General features: G+C 35.5%; 21 protein-coding genes and 1 pseudogene. 9 read left to right on the top strand and 13 right to left on the bottom strand.

Features of this window, described 5'->3' with window-relative positions:
• The first annotated feature begins 118 nt into the window (after nt 1–118).
• Nucleotides 119–406, top strand: coding sequence for a hypothetical protein (locus FJR06_RS09440; RefSeq protein ID WP_015081358.1), 288 nt, complete (start codon nt 119–121; stop codon nt 404–406).
• Between the two features lie 412 nt (nt 407–818).
• Here the strand turns inward: FJR06_RS09440 and FJR06_RS09435 are convergent, their stop codons facing one another.
• Entirely contained in the window at nt 819–986 is a 168-nt protein-coding gene (locus tag FJR06_RS09435; RefSeq protein ID WP_158310552.1) for a hypothetical protein, read from the bottom strand.
• Nucleotides 987–1,372: 386 nt separating this feature from the next.
• Between FJR06_RS09435 and FJR06_RS09430 the strand changes: the two genes are divergently transcribed.
• From FJR06_RS09430 to FJR06_RS09410, 5 genes are all read left to right on the top strand, one after another.
• On the top strand, nt 1,373–1,636 hold the full coding sequence (locus tag FJR06_RS09430; protein ID WP_015081359.1) for a hypothetical protein: 264 nt from the start codon (nt 1,373–1,375) through the stop codon (nt 1,634–1,636).
• Nucleotides 1,637–1,973: 337 nt separating this feature from the next.
• Nucleotides 1,974–2,159 carry a hypothetical protein gene (locus FJR06_RS09425; protein WP_041458128.1) on the top strand — a complete coding sequence of 62 codons (186 nt, stop codon included), beginning with the start codon at nt 1,974–1,976 and terminating at the stop codon, nt 2,157–2,159.
• Between the two features lie 306 nt (nt 2,160–2,465).
• The gene (locus FJR06_RS09420; protein WP_015081361.1) at nt 2,466–2,675 is read left to right on the top strand and encodes a hypothetical protein; all 210 of its coding nucleotides are present in this window, start codon (nt 2,466–2,468) and stop codon (nt 2,673–2,675) included.
• 361 nt (nt 2,676–3,036) lie between these two features.
• Nucleotides 3,037–3,195, top strand: a complete 159-nt coding sequence (locus tag FJR06_RS09415; protein WP_015081362.1) for a hypothetical protein — start codon at nt 3,037–3,039, stop codon at nt 3,193–3,195.
• A gap of 226 nt (nt 3,196–3,421) precedes the next feature.
• On the top strand, nt 3,422–3,595 hold the full coding sequence (locus tag FJR06_RS09410) for a hypothetical protein (protein WP_015081363.1): 174 nt from the start codon (nt 3,422–3,424) through the stop codon (nt 3,593–3,595).
• Nucleotides 3,596–3,736: 141 nt separating this feature from the next.
• Here FJR06_RS09410 and FJR06_RS09405 read toward each other — a convergent pair whose 3' ends face one another.
• A complete protein-coding gene (locus FJR06_RS09405; RefSeq protein WP_015081364.1) occupies nt 3,737–4,633 on the bottom strand; it encodes an alpha/beta fold hydrolase in 897 nt (298 codons plus the stop codon).
• A gap of 20 nt (nt 4,634–4,653) precedes the next feature.
• Here FJR06_RS09405 and FJR06_RS09400 point away from each other — a divergent pair, with 20 nt between their 5' ends.
• The 3 genes from FJR06_RS09400 (at nt 4,654) to frr (ending at nt 6,395) form a co-directional block, all read left to right on the top strand.
• Entirely contained in the window at nt 4,654–4,908 is a 255-nt protein-coding gene (locus FJR06_RS09400; RefSeq protein ID WP_041458129.1) for a redoxin domain-containing protein, read from the top strand.
• Between the two features lie 223 nt (nt 4,909–5,131).
• Nucleotides 5,132–5,860, top strand: a complete 729-nt coding sequence (gene pyrH / locus FJR06_RS09395; RefSeq protein WP_015081365.1) for a UMP kinase — start codon at nt 5,132–5,134, stop codon at nt 5,858–5,860.
• Nucleotides 5,847–6,395 carry a ribosome recycling factor gene (gene frr, locus FJR06_RS09390; protein ID WP_015081366.1) on the top strand — a complete coding sequence of 183 codons (549 nt, stop codon included), beginning with the start codon at nt 5,847–5,849 and terminating at the stop codon, nt 6,393–6,395. Before pyrH ends, frr begins: the two co-directional genes overlap by 14 nt.
• A 260-nt stretch (nt 6,396–6,655) precedes the next feature.
• Here frr and FJR06_RS09385 read toward each other — a convergent pair whose 3' ends face one another.
• The 11 genes and pseudogenes from FJR06_RS09385 to FJR06_RS09340 all read right to left on the bottom strand — a co-directional run bounded on the left by FJR06_RS09385 (nt 6,656) and on the right by FJR06_RS09340 (nt 14,352).
• A complete protein-coding gene (locus tag FJR06_RS09385; RefSeq protein WP_015081367.1) occupies nt 6,656–6,886 on the bottom strand; it encodes a type II toxin-antitoxin system HicB family antitoxin in 231 nt (76 codons plus the stop codon).
• Nucleotides 6,887–7,074: 188 nt separating this feature from the next.
• Complete coding sequence (locus tag FJR06_RS09380; RefSeq protein ID WP_015081369.1) at nt 7,075–7,293, bottom strand: hypothetical protein; 219 nt, start codon at nt 7,291–7,293, stop codon at nt 7,075–7,077.
• A 6-nt stretch (nt 7,294–7,299) separates the two neighbouring features.
• Complete coding sequence (locus FJR06_RS09375; protein ID WP_015081370.1) at nt 7,300–7,752, bottom strand: type II toxin-antitoxin system VapC family toxin; 453 nt, start codon at nt 7,750–7,752, stop codon at nt 7,300–7,302.
• Nucleotides 7,752–8,024: a hypothetical protein gene (locus FJR06_RS09370; RefSeq protein ID WP_015081371.1), complete on the bottom strand. Its 273-nt coding sequence runs from the start codon at nt 8,022–8,024 to the stop codon at nt 7,752–7,754. The genes FJR06_RS09375 and FJR06_RS09370 overlap by 1 nt, the downstream gene beginning before the upstream one ends.
• A 282-nt stretch (nt 8,025–8,306) precedes the next feature.
• Nucleotides 8,307–8,441 carry a hypothetical protein gene (locus FJR06_RS24680; RefSeq protein ID WP_015081372.1) on the bottom strand — a complete coding sequence of 45 codons (135 nt, stop codon included), beginning with the start codon at nt 8,439–8,441 and terminating at the stop codon, nt 8,307–8,309.
• A 141-nt stretch (nt 8,442–8,582) separates the two neighbouring features.
• Complete coding sequence (locus FJR06_RS09365) at nt 8,583–9,509, bottom strand: Bpu10I family restriction endonuclease (protein WP_015081373.1); 927 nt, start codon at nt 9,507–9,509, stop codon at nt 8,583–8,585.
• A 17-nt stretch (nt 9,510–9,526) separates the two neighbouring features.
• Nucleotides 9,527–10,810 carry a DNA methyltransferase gene (locus tag FJR06_RS09360; RefSeq protein ID WP_148279079.1) on the bottom strand — a complete coding sequence of 428 codons (1,284 nt, stop codon included), beginning with the start codon at nt 10,808–10,810 and terminating at the stop codon, nt 9,527–9,529.
• 151 nt (nt 10,811–10,961) lie between these two features.
• Nucleotides 10,962–11,312 carry a DUF1257 domain-containing protein gene (locus FJR06_RS09355; RefSeq protein ID WP_015081375.1) on the bottom strand — a complete coding sequence of 117 codons (351 nt, stop codon included), beginning with the start codon at nt 11,310–11,312 and terminating at the stop codon, nt 10,962–10,964.
• A gap of 142 nt (nt 11,313–11,454) precedes the next feature.
• Nucleotides 11,455–12,966, bottom strand: a complete 1,512-nt coding sequence (locus FJR06_RS09350) for an AAA family ATPase (RefSeq protein ID WP_168651297.1) — start codon at nt 12,964–12,966, stop codon at nt 11,455–11,457.
• Nucleotides 12,967–13,056: 90 nt separating this feature from the next.
• Entirely contained in the window at nt 13,057–13,404 is a 348-nt protein-coding gene (locus FJR06_RS09345; protein WP_015081377.1) for a hypothetical protein, read from the bottom strand.
• A 296-nt stretch (nt 13,405–13,700) separates the two neighbouring features.
• Nucleotides 13,701–14,352: pseudogene (locus tag FJR06_RS09340) on the bottom strand (transposase family protein).
• Between the last annotated feature and the right edge of the window lie 474 nt (nt 14,353–14,826).

Genomic DNA, 14,826 nt, shown 5'->3' with positions numbered 1-14,826 from the left:
GTTCCCTCCCCTTTACAAGGGGAGGGTTAGGGTGGGGTAAAAAATATTTGATACATCAACCATAACTTTTCAAACACCCTCTTAGCCAAACTTAATTACTGATGTAAGGAGTAATAATATGCTGAAAAATACTCAATTATTTAGATATCTTTCCGATACAGAACAAGAATCTGTAGTTGGTGGGCAAATATTTCCCATGTTAGGTTTATTCAGTGAAGGTAAATTATTCTTCCAAAAAACCGATTTAGAAACTGAAGGAAAAAGTGATTTAAAACTTGCTTCAGGTGACTCTACCTCACAAACTAGCAAATATAAATTATCCCAAATTACTATGGCACTTTCTTTTACTTTTGGGTTAATAACTATTAGTTCTGGTGCTGATAAGTTAAGTAATTTATTTTCATAAAATAGCCAGATTTAAATTTAAATATTTTCTTGTAGGGACAGCTTTATTTTCTGCTCTACATTTTTTTATCTGAGTTAATAAATAACTTTTTTAAAATAAAATAAAGTATATAATTGTCTATTTTGAATTAAATAAATAAATAAATAAATAAAATAAACAAACATAAATTAAAAGAGAGGAATTTATCTAAATATATATAACCTAAGAGCAATTCAAACTCTCAAAACCTGATAACTACAGGATCATTTATTTACGATAATAAATAGTTATAAAATAAGCATGAGTGATCATTAATTTTTAAATTGGTATTTTTGTTTATTTTTAATGATTAAAAAAGTCCAACTCCGCAGTGGGAATTAGACTATAAGTTGATTAACAAGGAACTGAAAACTCGATGAAAATCTATGGTTCATTAAGGTAGGCCAGTAACTCTTACATTGATAGTAGCTGGATAAGTTCTACCACCATAGCGAAACCTACCATTAGTCGTTATTGTTCCTACTTTACCTCCAGATATAAGTTGTTGTTCCTCTGTAGATAAATCAAAAAGTAAATCAGATTGAATCGTATTAACTGACATCACTCTACCTCATTTTTAACACTGATTTAATTAGCATTAGCTGGTTTACCAGCTAACAATTCAAATATAACTATCATGTATGAGAAAATCATGCTTCTAAAGTTAGAGAATATATCTATTTTGCATTGTCATTATAAATATATAATATTAACACTTAATACAGGAATAATATTCACAAAAAACGCGTTTTTTTATGGAATTGACTATAATTTATTTCAGCCTAAAGTATGAGATAGTAATTCATACTTTTAGTTCTTTGATTTCTAACTTCAGGAGAAGTTAATTCTCTCACAATAGATTTATAAATAGAAGATAGGATTGCACACAGATAATACTTTCGTTTATTTAAGTGTGTAAAGTCTAACTATTTATTGAGGCTAACAATCATGTCAAATCAAGTCATTCAATCTGATTTAATTGTTGATTTATCTACAGAAGAACAGGAGATTTTAGCAGGAGGAAACTCTCAGCTATGCCCTGAAAAAGGCGGCAGTAGTCGAAATAAAGGCGGTAAAGATGGTGGGTTTTCCCCATCGGAAAAAAACGAAGATGACAAACCAAATAACGAAAATGATGGGGATGGATCGAAGTATAACTTTTTAATCAACCGTCCTATCTTTTATCGCCCCACTTATAATGTCAAACTCTAATTATTTATCTCTTGTTGCTGATTCCAGAATCCAGAAATAATTTTGAATTCTTAACAAGCGTAGAGTTCAAAAAACCGTCAAAATTATAGTCTAATTTTGCACCTGTTAAGGTATATCAATACCATAGGTGCATTTTATTTATGAATAAACATTATTTATAACAACGAGATTCTATCCTTATATGTATTTAAAAATTAATAGTCCAAAAGAAATAAAAATATCTTCTTTAAGATTCGCTTTATTTATAGCTAAGGGAGAATTAAAATTCTAGAAAACATAGTTATAAATAAAGCAATAGGTTTGCAAAACCTATGTTAAATAAATGAGGCTAATAATCATGTCTACTCAAATGACCACATCTAATTTACTTGTCGAATTATCCACCGAAGAACAGGAATTTTTATCTGGAGGAAGGAAAAGATGTTACAAGAAATGCTATTGGGTTTGTCCGAAATCTGACGATAGAGATAGAGATGGAGATGGAGGTCGTGGTGATAATGAAAATATGAGTGAGGAAGAATGATACAGCTAATCTCATCAACTCGGCAATTATTAAGTAGAGTTTAATAAATATATAGCTCCCTCAAAAATAATCAATTTTTGAGGGAGTTTCTTGTAACAGAGAAATATTAAATATTTATTTATAAATACTATGATAATTTTGATGTATTTATACTTTCAATCATTAAAAATTAATATATAAATCAAAAGATAGAAATTATGATTATTAATTTCCAACTAGGGAATCATTAAAAATATTCAGATAAAGCTTATAAAAGGATTAGGACTGAATCATATCGATCCTATTAAATAACGGAGGCTAATAATCATGTTTAATCAGAATACCAAATTTGAATTATTTGTAGAACTATCCGCAGAAGAACAACAACTTTTATCTGGGGGATGTTACCAATCACCTCCTCCTTCTTGTAAACCTAAAAAACAAAAATGTGGTTGTGACTCCCAAAAATATGATCAATATCCAGCTTCTGAAAGGGATGAGAGCTATCCTGAATCGAACTCTATGCCAAATTGTTAATACTCTTTTTTAGTGGGTAAAGTCTATAGACTGAGCTATTCTTAATAGTCTTAGTTTTCTAACCTTGTAGTTATAGGGTGAGGAGAAATTTTCAGATAACTTGCTTGATATCAAATATCAACAGTATCTTCTGCCAAAATTCGGGCGTAACTTTCTCCTCTCACCTTTTTTTACATGGCACTTTAGAATTGCCATAGCCTATCTATAGTTAGAAAATAAACTTATTTATGTGAACCAAAAGATATAAATTATAAACTGATATTTATAACTATAGAATCATTAAATTAGTGATAAATATCTTTATAAAAGAAGCATGGTTGTCCGAAGCCTAATAAAAAATTAATTGAGGTTAACAATTATTATGTCAAAGCAAAATATTCTATCTCAAAAGATTCCATCTGATTTAGTTGTAGAACTATCCATAGAAGAACAGCAACTTCTATCTGGTAGTGGTGGTCATAGACCTCGTAACTGGAGTCGGGGCTGGGTCTGGGGACGGAGACCCCGCCGTCACTGGTAATAAGTTAGCCTAATTTATTTAGATTTTAATACTCATATAGCTCATTCAAAAATAATCAGTTTTTGAGTGAGTTTTTTTAACAGACAAAAATTAAATATATATACGTCAAACAATGGAAATTCTAATTATTAGTTTATAACTATAGAATGATTACATTGATTGAAAATACCTTTATAAAATAAGCATGGGTGGATAGCACTCAATCAAACAATTGAGGTAAACAGTCATGCCAGGTCAAATTATCTCATCTAAGTTGTTGACAGAATTATCAGCAGAGGAACAGGAAGTTTTAGCTGGCGGATATCGCTGGTGTCGTCGTCCTTACAGACCCTACTACGGCTATGGCCGCCCCTATTATGGTTCTGGTGACGGCAGGGGCAGCCCCTACTATCGCTGCTAAACGAATGAAATCCCATTGTAAGATCAGCTAGTACAGTACAGCGTAAGTAAGATAACCATTAAAAGTCCCTAAAAAGCTTATACAATCTGCTTTTTAATTTTTAATTGTTAATTTTTAATTCCGCCCTGCGGTACTAGTTGCTTATTCTTGAAGGTTGGGGATAGATTGATATTGATCAATAATCCAATCCAGTAAAATAGGATTAACTAAATCAGGAGCTTCATCTTGAGGACAATGTCCCACACCTTCTAAAGGAATAAACTTTTGAACTTGGGGAAAATTGGCTAACTCTTGGCCTAAATCAATAGGTTCCCAAGGGTCAGCCGTTCCCCATAAAATAATTACTGGACAGGATAATCTAGGTAATAAGTCTTCCGGTAAAGGACCACTAGAATAAGCAGTGAACGCCAAAAATACAGCAGCAGCCCCAGGATCTTTTGCTGGTATCATCAAAATGTCAACTAACTCATCTGTCACCGTTTCCCCGTTAGCATAAGCCTGTAAAAGAATCTTTTTAACTGTTTGTGGTTGAGCTAGGCGATTGAAAAAGAAATCACCTATTGGTTTAATCGCCAAGAAATTTTGGAGAATTGGCGTACCAAATCGCTTTAGCCAAGGTAAATTTACGCGTTTACGATCATGTAATAACCGCAAAGAACAGTTAAGCAAAGCAGTTCCCAAAGCCATATCCGGGTTAATTACCGCCGCTTGCATAGCCACAATACAACCAATAGAATTACCTACTAAAAATGCAGGTTCACCCACCACTTCCCGACAAAAATCTGCTACTTGTTGTCCCCAAGTTTCTAGGGTATAACTAATTTTTTCCCCTGGTATGGGTTTAGCTGAACCACCAAAGCCAATTAAATCAATCGCATAAACTCGGCAATTTGCCGCTAAGGCTGGAATGTTTTTGCGCCAATGTAACCATGACGCACCAAAACCATGAATCAAGATCACAGCAGGTCCAGTAGTACCTTGAGTTTGGTAACAAATAGAGAAATCTTGCCAAGTCCAGGTTTTTGGAGAAGTTTTCATGGTAAATGCAATATTAATAAATGAAAGTTTTTGCCGAGCGTCATCACTTAAATTTCCCCTATATGTGGGACTCAACTCAAGATGTTACCCGCAGTTTTGGTGTAATTAGTCCACCTACAGCCTTTTCGATAGATAGCAATGAGATTATTCGCTATCAAGGGCAAATAGATGAACACACCCAAACAGCATCAGCGCAGGGAGTGGATTATTTAGGAAATGCGATTATACTCAAAACGGTTGGGACATGGACTTTTGTAAAATCAGGAAAAACCTAGATTGGTAAGGCTTTAGCATTGCTAAACCCCTACCCGCTTAAATCAAATAATTAAGCCGTGTTGAGTATACTTGTTTATTGCAAGATTAGCAAATACAGCCAGCCCAAACCGAACAAATGGGAACTTTATATAAATAACAGGCAACCTAAATAGAGACAGATAGTCACTGTACTGCTATCTTAAATTGGAGGCAATTGCAACTTTTTTGATAAAGCAGAACTTCATGGGAACGAATTACCGACGGGTTTTACTTAAACTGAGCGGTGAAGCCTTAATGGGCAACTTGGGCTACGGCATTGATCCAGAAGTGGTCGAGGGAATAGCCAAGGAAATAGGAGAGGTGATAGCCACTGGTGTCCAGGTGGCCATCGTTGTTGGTGGTGGCAATATTTTTCGAGGCATTAAAGCAGCATCAGCAGGTATGGATCGGGCAACCGCTGACTATATCGGCATGATTGCCACAGTCATGAACGCCATGACCCTGCAAGATTCCCTAGAACGGATGGGAATTCAGACAAGGGTACAAACCGCCATTGCTATGCAAGAACTAGCAGAACCATACATTCGCCGTCGTGCCATTCGTCACCTTGAAAAAGGACGGGTGGTAATTTTTGGGGCTGGTTCTGGTAATCCCTTTTTTACCACAGATACGACTGCGGCCTTACGAGCAGCAGAAATTGAAGCAGATGTGATTTTTAAAGCTACTAAAGTAGACGGCATTTACGATGCGGACCCCAAACTCCATCCTGAGGCCAAGCGTTTTATTACTCTTACTTACGCCCACGTTTTGGCTAAAGATTTGCGAGTCATGGATAGTACCGCAATTGCTCTATGTAAAGAAAATAATCTCCCTATTTTAGTATTTGACCTAACGGTGCGAGGTAACATCCACCGGGCAGTCATGGGAGAATCCATTGGTACTCTTGTGGGAGGTTCTTGTGAAATTAGCTGAAGCTGAGAGCATGATGCAAAAAACCGTTGAGTCCACTCAACGGGCTTTTAATACAATTCGTACTGGTCGCGCCAATGCGAGTTTATTGGATAAGGTACAAGTGGAGTATTACGGTACACCAACTTCCCTAAAAGCACTGACAAACATTAGCACACCAGATTCTTCAACCATCCTGATTCAGCCCTACGATAAGGGCAGCTTGAATATCATTGAAAAAGCTATCTCTCTGTCGGATGTGGGTTTAACTCCCAGTAACGACGGTAGTGTGATTCGGTTGAATATTCCCCCACTAACTAGCGATCGCCGGAAAGAATTTGTCAAACTTGCGGCTAAGTACGCAGAAGAAGGTCGTGTAGCAATTCGCAATATCCGTCGTGATGCTAACGATTCCATTCGCAAACAGGAAAAAAGTGCCGAAATCTCCGAAGATGAATCACGAGATCAACAAGACAAACTCCAAAAACTGACCAACAAGCATACAGAAAAAATCGACCACTTGCTTGTAGAAAAGGAAAAAGAGATCACCACCGTCTAAGAAAGGCAAGAGGTAAAAGGCAAAAGGCAAGAGGATTGTAATTTTTATTTCTCTTTGCCCCCGCTTTCCCTCTTCCTCTATTCTAGAAGTTAGAAGTCACCGAGTCAGGAGTTCGATAAATGTTTCAATTGTATGATTGGAATGACCAATAGTGAATGTTTTCATAATTTGTTATTATGGGGAATAACACTGAATTACAATTATTTACAGGCATTTTAACGGTTATAATGTCAAAATGCAAATATACTTTTTACACTGAACTAGGCAACTTGCAACGGTTTTGTAGGAAGCATTCTGGGTTCTGGTAATACTTGATTTTCTTGAGTAAGCATCTCAACAAAAGCCTCAATTACTTCCTGACCATTTCTAGCTGCTTCTTCGTAAGTTTTACCATGTGTATGAAACTGTTGCCAGGGAAATTCAGGTAAGTGAACTAAAAAAAGTTGATCCTCTTGTGACCATTGAATTACCATGCTGTAGTGATAAATCATTCTTCACCTTCCTTATTTTCTAGTTCTTCCAGCTTTTTCAGCACCCGCTGAATGTTTTTTTCTAAATATAACGGAGCATCATCTCCATCTTTTTCCGGTATATTTAAAATCATAGTCAACTTCCTTTTTTACTCTTAATTTTGGTGAGAATATTACCCAAATTAGAGTAATATTCTTTGTTTAATATTCTACAAATCTATGGCAACTATTCCTCTATTATTCATGTTCTTATCTTTTTGAAAAGATTCTAAAAAAGTATCATAATAGTTAGCACAAGCTGATGCAGGAAAAATTTCACCTCCATAGATTTTCTTTTGTGACAATCTTTTATTCCTACCAGCATCTAATAAGTTTATATCTAAATTAGATATAATGATCATGCTGTTGTCCTGAAGACGTGCATTCATAATTATTTATTGATTATCTCTCCAATTCTCCAAAGAAAAACCAATTACAGTTTGGATTCTGATAAAATCAGTATCAGCCGAAACTAACGTTAATTGATTACGAATTGCTATTGCTGTTATCCAAAGATCATTTTCATCAAAACCTAATTGAGTGATTTTAGTCGTTTGCCGTTTAGTTTTTTGCTTTGGTCCAAATTTGTTAATTAATCCTGCTTTTATTTGTCCATAAATTTTAGCAGTTACATCATCTACATAATAAATTCTAATATCTGCGATAAATTGCTCAATACGAGTTAAATTTTCTTCCTTATAACTAGAATTTTCTGCCATATAAGTTAGCTCACCTACTGTTATGATAGTAGTAGCTATATCGGTTTCTCCAACTTCCTGTATATAATCCAGAACCGTCTGATTTTTCAGAAAAATTAAACTACAATGATTAGTGTCTAAAAGATACATCACTCAAAAGGATTAATACGATTATTAATTTTCACTTTACCTCTAGTTTCAGAGACTAACTTCAGACATTCTTCCAAGTCGTCTCCTACCCACGTACCAGCATGACGTAAAATTGAACGTCCTGAAGCTGGCTTATAGTTAGTGTTTTCTGATAAACTTGTTTCTTGTTTATATTTAATAAATTCCACAAATTCATCAATAAATTTCAAATTTTCTGGTGAGATAGTTAATAAATTTTGTTCGATTTTTTGTCTTAATTCAAGAGAGTTCATAATTTTGACCTCCTAATTACAATTAATATTTTTTACTTTTATAAATACTGATTGTGATCCTATAGAATTTATAGCATAAATTCGGGTTTCTGAAAACTTTATTGCAAAAATTATTTGTCTGAATCAGGATATCCAGGATTTGAGGATTTACAGGATGTATTTCAGATTTACTACTTGACCAATTGTTTAATCTCCTGCTTTCTCTCCTGACGTTTATTCTCAATTTGAGTTAATATCTCATGTTTAGACTGGTCAAAATTCCTCAATTATTGCTGATTATTTTCAATTATCATTTAATTCCTCATTATAGAAATTTATAGCTTCATCAATAAAACAGGTGTAGAATTGTTGAGGATAATATGGTTCTATAAATGTTTCAATTGCATGATTGGAATGACCAATAGTGAATGTTTTCATAATTTGTTATTATGGGGAATAACATAAAATTAAATAACTATAATTAACTCGGTTGAGCATAATATACACACATTAATAAGCAACTTGGGTTATTATTAGGTGTTTTTTGCTACTTGGGTCGAAAATAAAAAAATCCTTCCTTCAAAAATAACCTACTTCTAAAACATTACTCTCATCTAAACCTTCATTTTTTAACAATTTACGAATATTATTGATAAGGTGCTTAAAAACTTCGACTCTAAATGGATTATTTTTCAAGTATTCGATGTAATAATCTCGATAATCGAGACGGCCTTCATAAGTAGCAAAATTTCCTCTAATATTAGAATTAAGCCTTTTGGCTTTTCTTAAAAGAATCACCTCATCAATATCCGTGGGAGCAGTGCTGATAGGGGACATATCTAACCATTCACATAAAAGAAAATATTTTGCTCCTGGAACTGCGGTTTTTACATCATGTGCAGTTGCACATCCTTCTTGAAACATTGTTTTATCAAGATTAGTCTTACACTCTACAGCAATATAGGACAGATTAGTAATTATACTTTTTTCTTGTGTAAAATCAGGAAAATGAGATGCTTTTAAATATAGTTTTCTAGTAATTGCAAAATCTTGGTTTTTACTTCTGACGCTTAAACCACCTCCTAAAGCTGGAAAAGTTAAACTGGACTCAAAATAAACAGATGAAAATGTCTTAATTGGTCCAATATCTACTGCTAAGTTTTCTATCTCTGGTACGATAACGGGGTTAATTAGATAAGGGAGAAATTCCTCAATTATAGTATTATCTAATTTTAATTGTCCTTTATTTCTATATAAAAAATCATTAGGGCTATCAAAAATAAAATCAACATCTATATAGTTTTTATAATCAATGAGCAACTTTACTAAAACATTTAACATTTCATCGGCTGTAAGTAACGATTTTACAGTTTTTGTTAAATTATTAAGCCATTGGTAATAAATATCAATTGTTTGAGCAACTCTAGGTTTATCATTAACTGGAAGTTTAGAATTATTAAGTAATGCGTTTAGTTTTTCTATATGAGGGTTAGGATACTTTTTCATGAGAATTTAAGTGCAATTTAATGGAAATTATCAATTTTTAATATAGGTGATTTATGAACCAATTTAGCACGTATTTTGGCATCAATTATTTCTTCATAAATATCTCCTTCTGCATTTGGTAAAACTGCTGTTAAAACCTCTGTTGCTACTTCAATCGCAAAATTATCATCTGCTATTTCATAATTGTTGATGGGTAATAAATGTAAAATATCTTCAAAAATTATTTCTCCAAATTTATTTTGAAATTTTCTTTCTTGCAGTAAATCAAGTTCAAACCCAGCACCACCAATAGCCAAAGCCGCAACTAATTTACTATTTTCAAATCTCACACCACGTACACTAGATTCTCTCCCAATAACAATAATTACTCTACCATGTTTACTAATTAACCTACGAATTTCTTTAAGAACATCCAACATATCTAGAGCGTATTGAACAACAGTTAAAAACCTATTTTGACGATGTTTTCTATTTGCACCTATTTCTGATTTAGCTATTTTCAATAAATCCCATCCTAACATCTCCATTACTATACGATTATTTTGATGGTAGTTAAATACATTAATATAAGGAGGAGATGTGATCACAATATCTACACTATTATCTGTCAAAGGAATATAGCGTGCATCCTGATGAATTACCTGGCATAGCTGTGGAGAATAAGGAAGAGATTTGATAATATTTATATGTTTTTTTAATGACTTTTTAAAATCAAGTAAATTTCTTGGTTGTCTTTGCTGGCTATAGTTAATAATGGCATTAATCAGTAAATTGTATAATAGTTCTTCACTACCAGCTTGTTGTAATATTTGAAAAATAAATTTTTCTTCTAGTTCATGCTGCTGTAAATGTTTTTGTTCTTCAGCAAAACAGTAAAAAAATAAATCTCCTGTAAAAGGTAATAAGTTTTCATCAACAATTTTTTCTGCTAACTTAATCAACCTTTCCCGTTCAAGAGTTTTGAGATTTACAAAATGAGCAGTTTTAGCCATTTCTATAGCAGCAGGATTTATATCAGTGCCATAACAAGATAAACCTTGACGTGCTGCTTCAAATAAAGTTGTTCCACTACCTGCAAATGGATCTAAAACTACACTATCAGGATAACTGTAAACCTTTAAAAATAACTCTACTAACTCTGGTGAAAACTGACCTCTCCAGGGTAAAATACTTGTTCTAGTTTTATTTTTTAAGTCCAGTTTTTCTTGGGAAATATATTTTTTATCATAGGAAATCATATTAATTCTATTAAAAATATCAACTATTGAACTTATGGCTGTTGACAATTTTTTATCCTCCAATCTTTTGCAAAAATGTTTTTGATGCAGTATATAGTATACTACACCCTGACCGAACTCTTTACCCTCTGGCGCGAAACTCCATAAAAAAAGCGGGCTAACCGCTTATTAGAAGGTTAACCCGTTTCACTTTGGGAACGCGCTAGAGAAATTGTTACTGCAATACCAACTTAACGTTAGCGTTTTGCAGACCGCGCTGTTTTACTTCAGCCAAAGTCTTGTTAACGGCATATTTTTGATTAATAGAGTTAATCAACTCGGTCTGGTTGTGCTTCTTAGCAACACCCCATAAGTCAGCAATGAGGTCAAAAGAACCGTCACTGTTACGAGACCAACCTAGATCGTACTCGCCTTCCAATACAGCAACGATGTCGGAACGGAGACGCTGACCATTATAACCACGGACATCAGCTTCAGTCTTAACGCTGATACCTAAGTCGCGCAAAGAAGACTTGAGAATTTCGGCATCGGTGATCTTGGTACGCAGAGTGCTAAAGTGAGACATTTGGGTTTCCTCCAATAAGAAGATTGATGAGAAAAACGACAACGGTTCTTTTTCAGCGAAGCCGCATTAATTGGGAACGGCTTTTTTCTATCTGTTAGCCTTGTGACTAACCTTTCCCCCCTGACATTTCAGAGGAAAGCTTTTAAAACTCCATACGCTGATATTCAGCAACAGAGGAGGCTGCGGGTCTAGCACGCTGTCTGGCCCAGTCTCTTAAGGCTGTGACCTGTTCTTGCATCGTTCGTGACAGCGGCAAGGTAGACTTCAATGCAGCAATAATATCTAATTGGGTGAACTCCCGATCTTGGGCGAAGGCTTCATACATAGCCGCCACGACCGCCTGTTCAATTTCCGCCCCGGAAAAGCCATCGGACATTTTTGCTAGTTGTCCTAAATCAAATCTAGCAATATCTTCCCGACGTTTGGTCAGGTGAATACCGAAGATATCCTGACGTTCTTCCGGTGTGGGCAGATCCACAAAGAATATTTCATCAAAGCGACCTTTCCTCAAAAACTCTCCAGGTAAGCGTTCTACACGGTTAGCAGTCGCCATGACAAACACTGGAGATTTCTTTTCTTGCATCCAAGTTAGGAAAGAGCCGAAAATTCTATTTGATGTCCCCCCATCAGAATCGCCAGAACCACCACTACCCGCAAAGGATTTATCCAACTCGTCGATAAACAGAATCGTGGGGGAAATTGATTCTGCTGTTTTCAGGGCGTTCCGCAGGTTGGCTTCACTACGACCCACCATTGAGCCGTCGTAGACCCGCCCCATATCTAATCTCAGAATTGGTAAACCCCATAAACGGGAGGTAGTTTTAGCAATTAGCGATTTACCACAACCGGGAACACCGAGAATTAACATTCCTTTAGGTTGGGGTAAACCATATTCTCTAGCCCTTTCTGTAAAGGCGTTGGAGCGTTGGGTAAGCCAGGTTTTTAACTCTTCCAAACCACCCACGGCATCAATGGTTTCATCTTCTTCGAGGTACTCCAAGATACCGTTGCGGCGGATAAGTTGTTTTTTCTCGGATAAAACGATATTAACTTCATTTTCCGTCAATTGCCCAGTTGTTACCTGTGCTTTGCGGTAGACTTTCTCAGCTTCATCTTTAGTTAGACCTAAAGCGGCTCTGAGTAGCTTTTCTCGCGCCTCGGTTGTCAGCCGTCGTCCACGATTTTGCTCTTGATGGGCGGTTAAAACTTTATTTAACTCAGCCATGTCAGGCAATTGAAAATCTAAAACAACAACTTCTTTTTCTAGTTCGATAGGAACTTGTTGCACAGGGGACATTAAGATAATGTTCTTTTGCGTTCCTTTGAAACTAGCGATCGCGTCCCGGAGCGATCTGGTTGTTGCCGGCGCATCAATAAAGGGATGTAAATCTTTAAGAATAAATATACTGGGTTCTTTTTGCCGAATAATCCAATCAATGGCTGCTTCGGGAGAGACAGTATTGTGTTGAGTGGTATTTCGGGGTTGACCGTACTCGACGATACCGTGAGTTACTGTCCAAATATATACTCGTCTTTGGGGTTTTAAATCTTGGGAGACTTTAAAAATTGACTGCTCTGCCCGCTCTTCCTCGGAGGTCACAAGGTAGATTAAAGGGTATTGAGCTTGAATTAAAATATTGAGCTCTTCTTTCATACTATCGACCTACTTGAGACCTTATAGAGACAGTACCGATCAGCGATCGCATGGCGTTAAGCCAGACTATTAATCATCATTAATTCCTATCTAACAAGGAACTAATTCTTCCTCACCCTTGGGATGGGTTTCTTCTTTTTCTCTACCATCAATGGATAGATGGTCTTGTCCAATGATTCCTGGTTGGTTGCCCAAGTTCACGAGTTCACCATCACGCAGTACGAGTGAAGTTTCACAGGTGGGACAGGAATAAATCCGGTGAGTTCGCCCATGAGCAGACGCTTCTATTTCTTCTACTAATTCTGAGTTGGTCAGGTAGAAACTGAGCGCCCGTTCTGCGAGGTCTGACATGGGTTCTGAGTCAACAGCAGAACGAATTTTAAGTCTTCTGTGCAGTTCCGGTGATAAATATAACGTAACCTTTTGCTTAGTTTGCATACAACTTTCTAGTGGTCTTACCCGGGTATGTATACCACCTTATCGGCTCTTTTCTCAGTTGTCAAGATGGTAAAGCGTTTTAACCGCAATTTTGTTACATTTCGTAATATAGCTAGGTTGACTACGTTTTTCTGTCTGATAGCGTAGCGTGGCGCAAGCCATATCAGGATGTCCAGGATTTAGGGATTTTCAGGATTTTTGTGGGGATTTGGATTTTGTCTGGATATATTTCACAAAGCGGTATGTACTCTTTGTGATAATCTGGTGAAAATATTAGACCTCTTGCAAAATTACTTTTATGTTATAGTTGGGGGTTGGCATTTTGGAACTGCTAAATTTAACTCATAGTTATAAATTGCTGCTAGTAAATTACAACGCAGACCATAACGACGACGGCGATTACGATATCTATCACCAAAAATCTTCAAAATTTTCAGGCGGCGATTGACGTGTTCAATGCCAATTCTTGCCTTTGCTAAAACACGATTATAGTCTTTTTCTCAAGTGGAAAGTTCCCTCTTTTTAGGCTTTTTCTTGGGAGTGTAACTGTTGCTATGATAGTGGTTAATTCCTTGATAACCACTATCGTGTAAACCTTGTATTTCTGGATGAAAATGAACCCCACTAGCTTTGAATAAGGCAAAATCATGACAGCGCCCCTTACCAAAAAAAGTACAAATAATTTCTCCTGTTTCTTGATTAATAATCAATTGGCTTTTAAGGGTGTGACGTTTTTTCTTTCCTAAAAAAAATTCCTGTTGTTTTCTTTTTGGACGTTCAATAGGTGTTTCAGTTACATCCATTACCACTACTTCAGGTTGGCTCAAACCACCTGATAGTTTGAAATTCTTTGAGAGTTTTAACCATTTTCTTAAAAGTCTTTCTTCTCACTCCAAAGCGACGCTTAAATGCTCTTGGTTTTAGTTGTTGGATGGATTTATAGTTCATTTTTTCATCACCTCAGATTCTGATAATGACAGAATTTGATTTTATCTTTTTTTGGTGATGTTTTTTATGTCAGACGTTCCGCGATTACAACTATCGCTACAAATACCCCAGGTATCAATCTTTTTAGTTATCTCACCCCATTAAGATTAAAAAAATCAACCATCATAACACAAAATCAATTCTGCAAGAGGTCTAATGAATAGTAATCTCAAAACTGGATTTTTGTTATTCGTCTTAATTCGACAAATATTTTTCAGACGATAACTAGTTTCAATGCCAAATCTTTTTCGATAATCTTGATAGATATAATTTAAATTTGTTTTGACCTTATGAGCAACATAAACAAAGTATTGAACTCCATGCTTTTTATGCTTTCCCTTTCTATATTTACAGACAATCCATAAATCAAATGTGACGAAATCATCTTTGTCTCTTGTAATGGTATACAGCACTTCCCGGTGTTATGAGGTACAT

Origin of the sequence: Dolichospermum sp. UHCC 0352, from assembly GCF_009711925.1 — a bacterium.
Taxonomy (GTDB): Bacteria; Cyanobacteriota; Cyanobacteriia; order Cyanobacteriales; family Nostocaceae; genus Dolichospermum; species Dolichospermum lemmermannii.
Note: the sequence above shows the minus strand (reverse complement) of the source record. Positions and strands in the feature narration are given on the sequence as shown.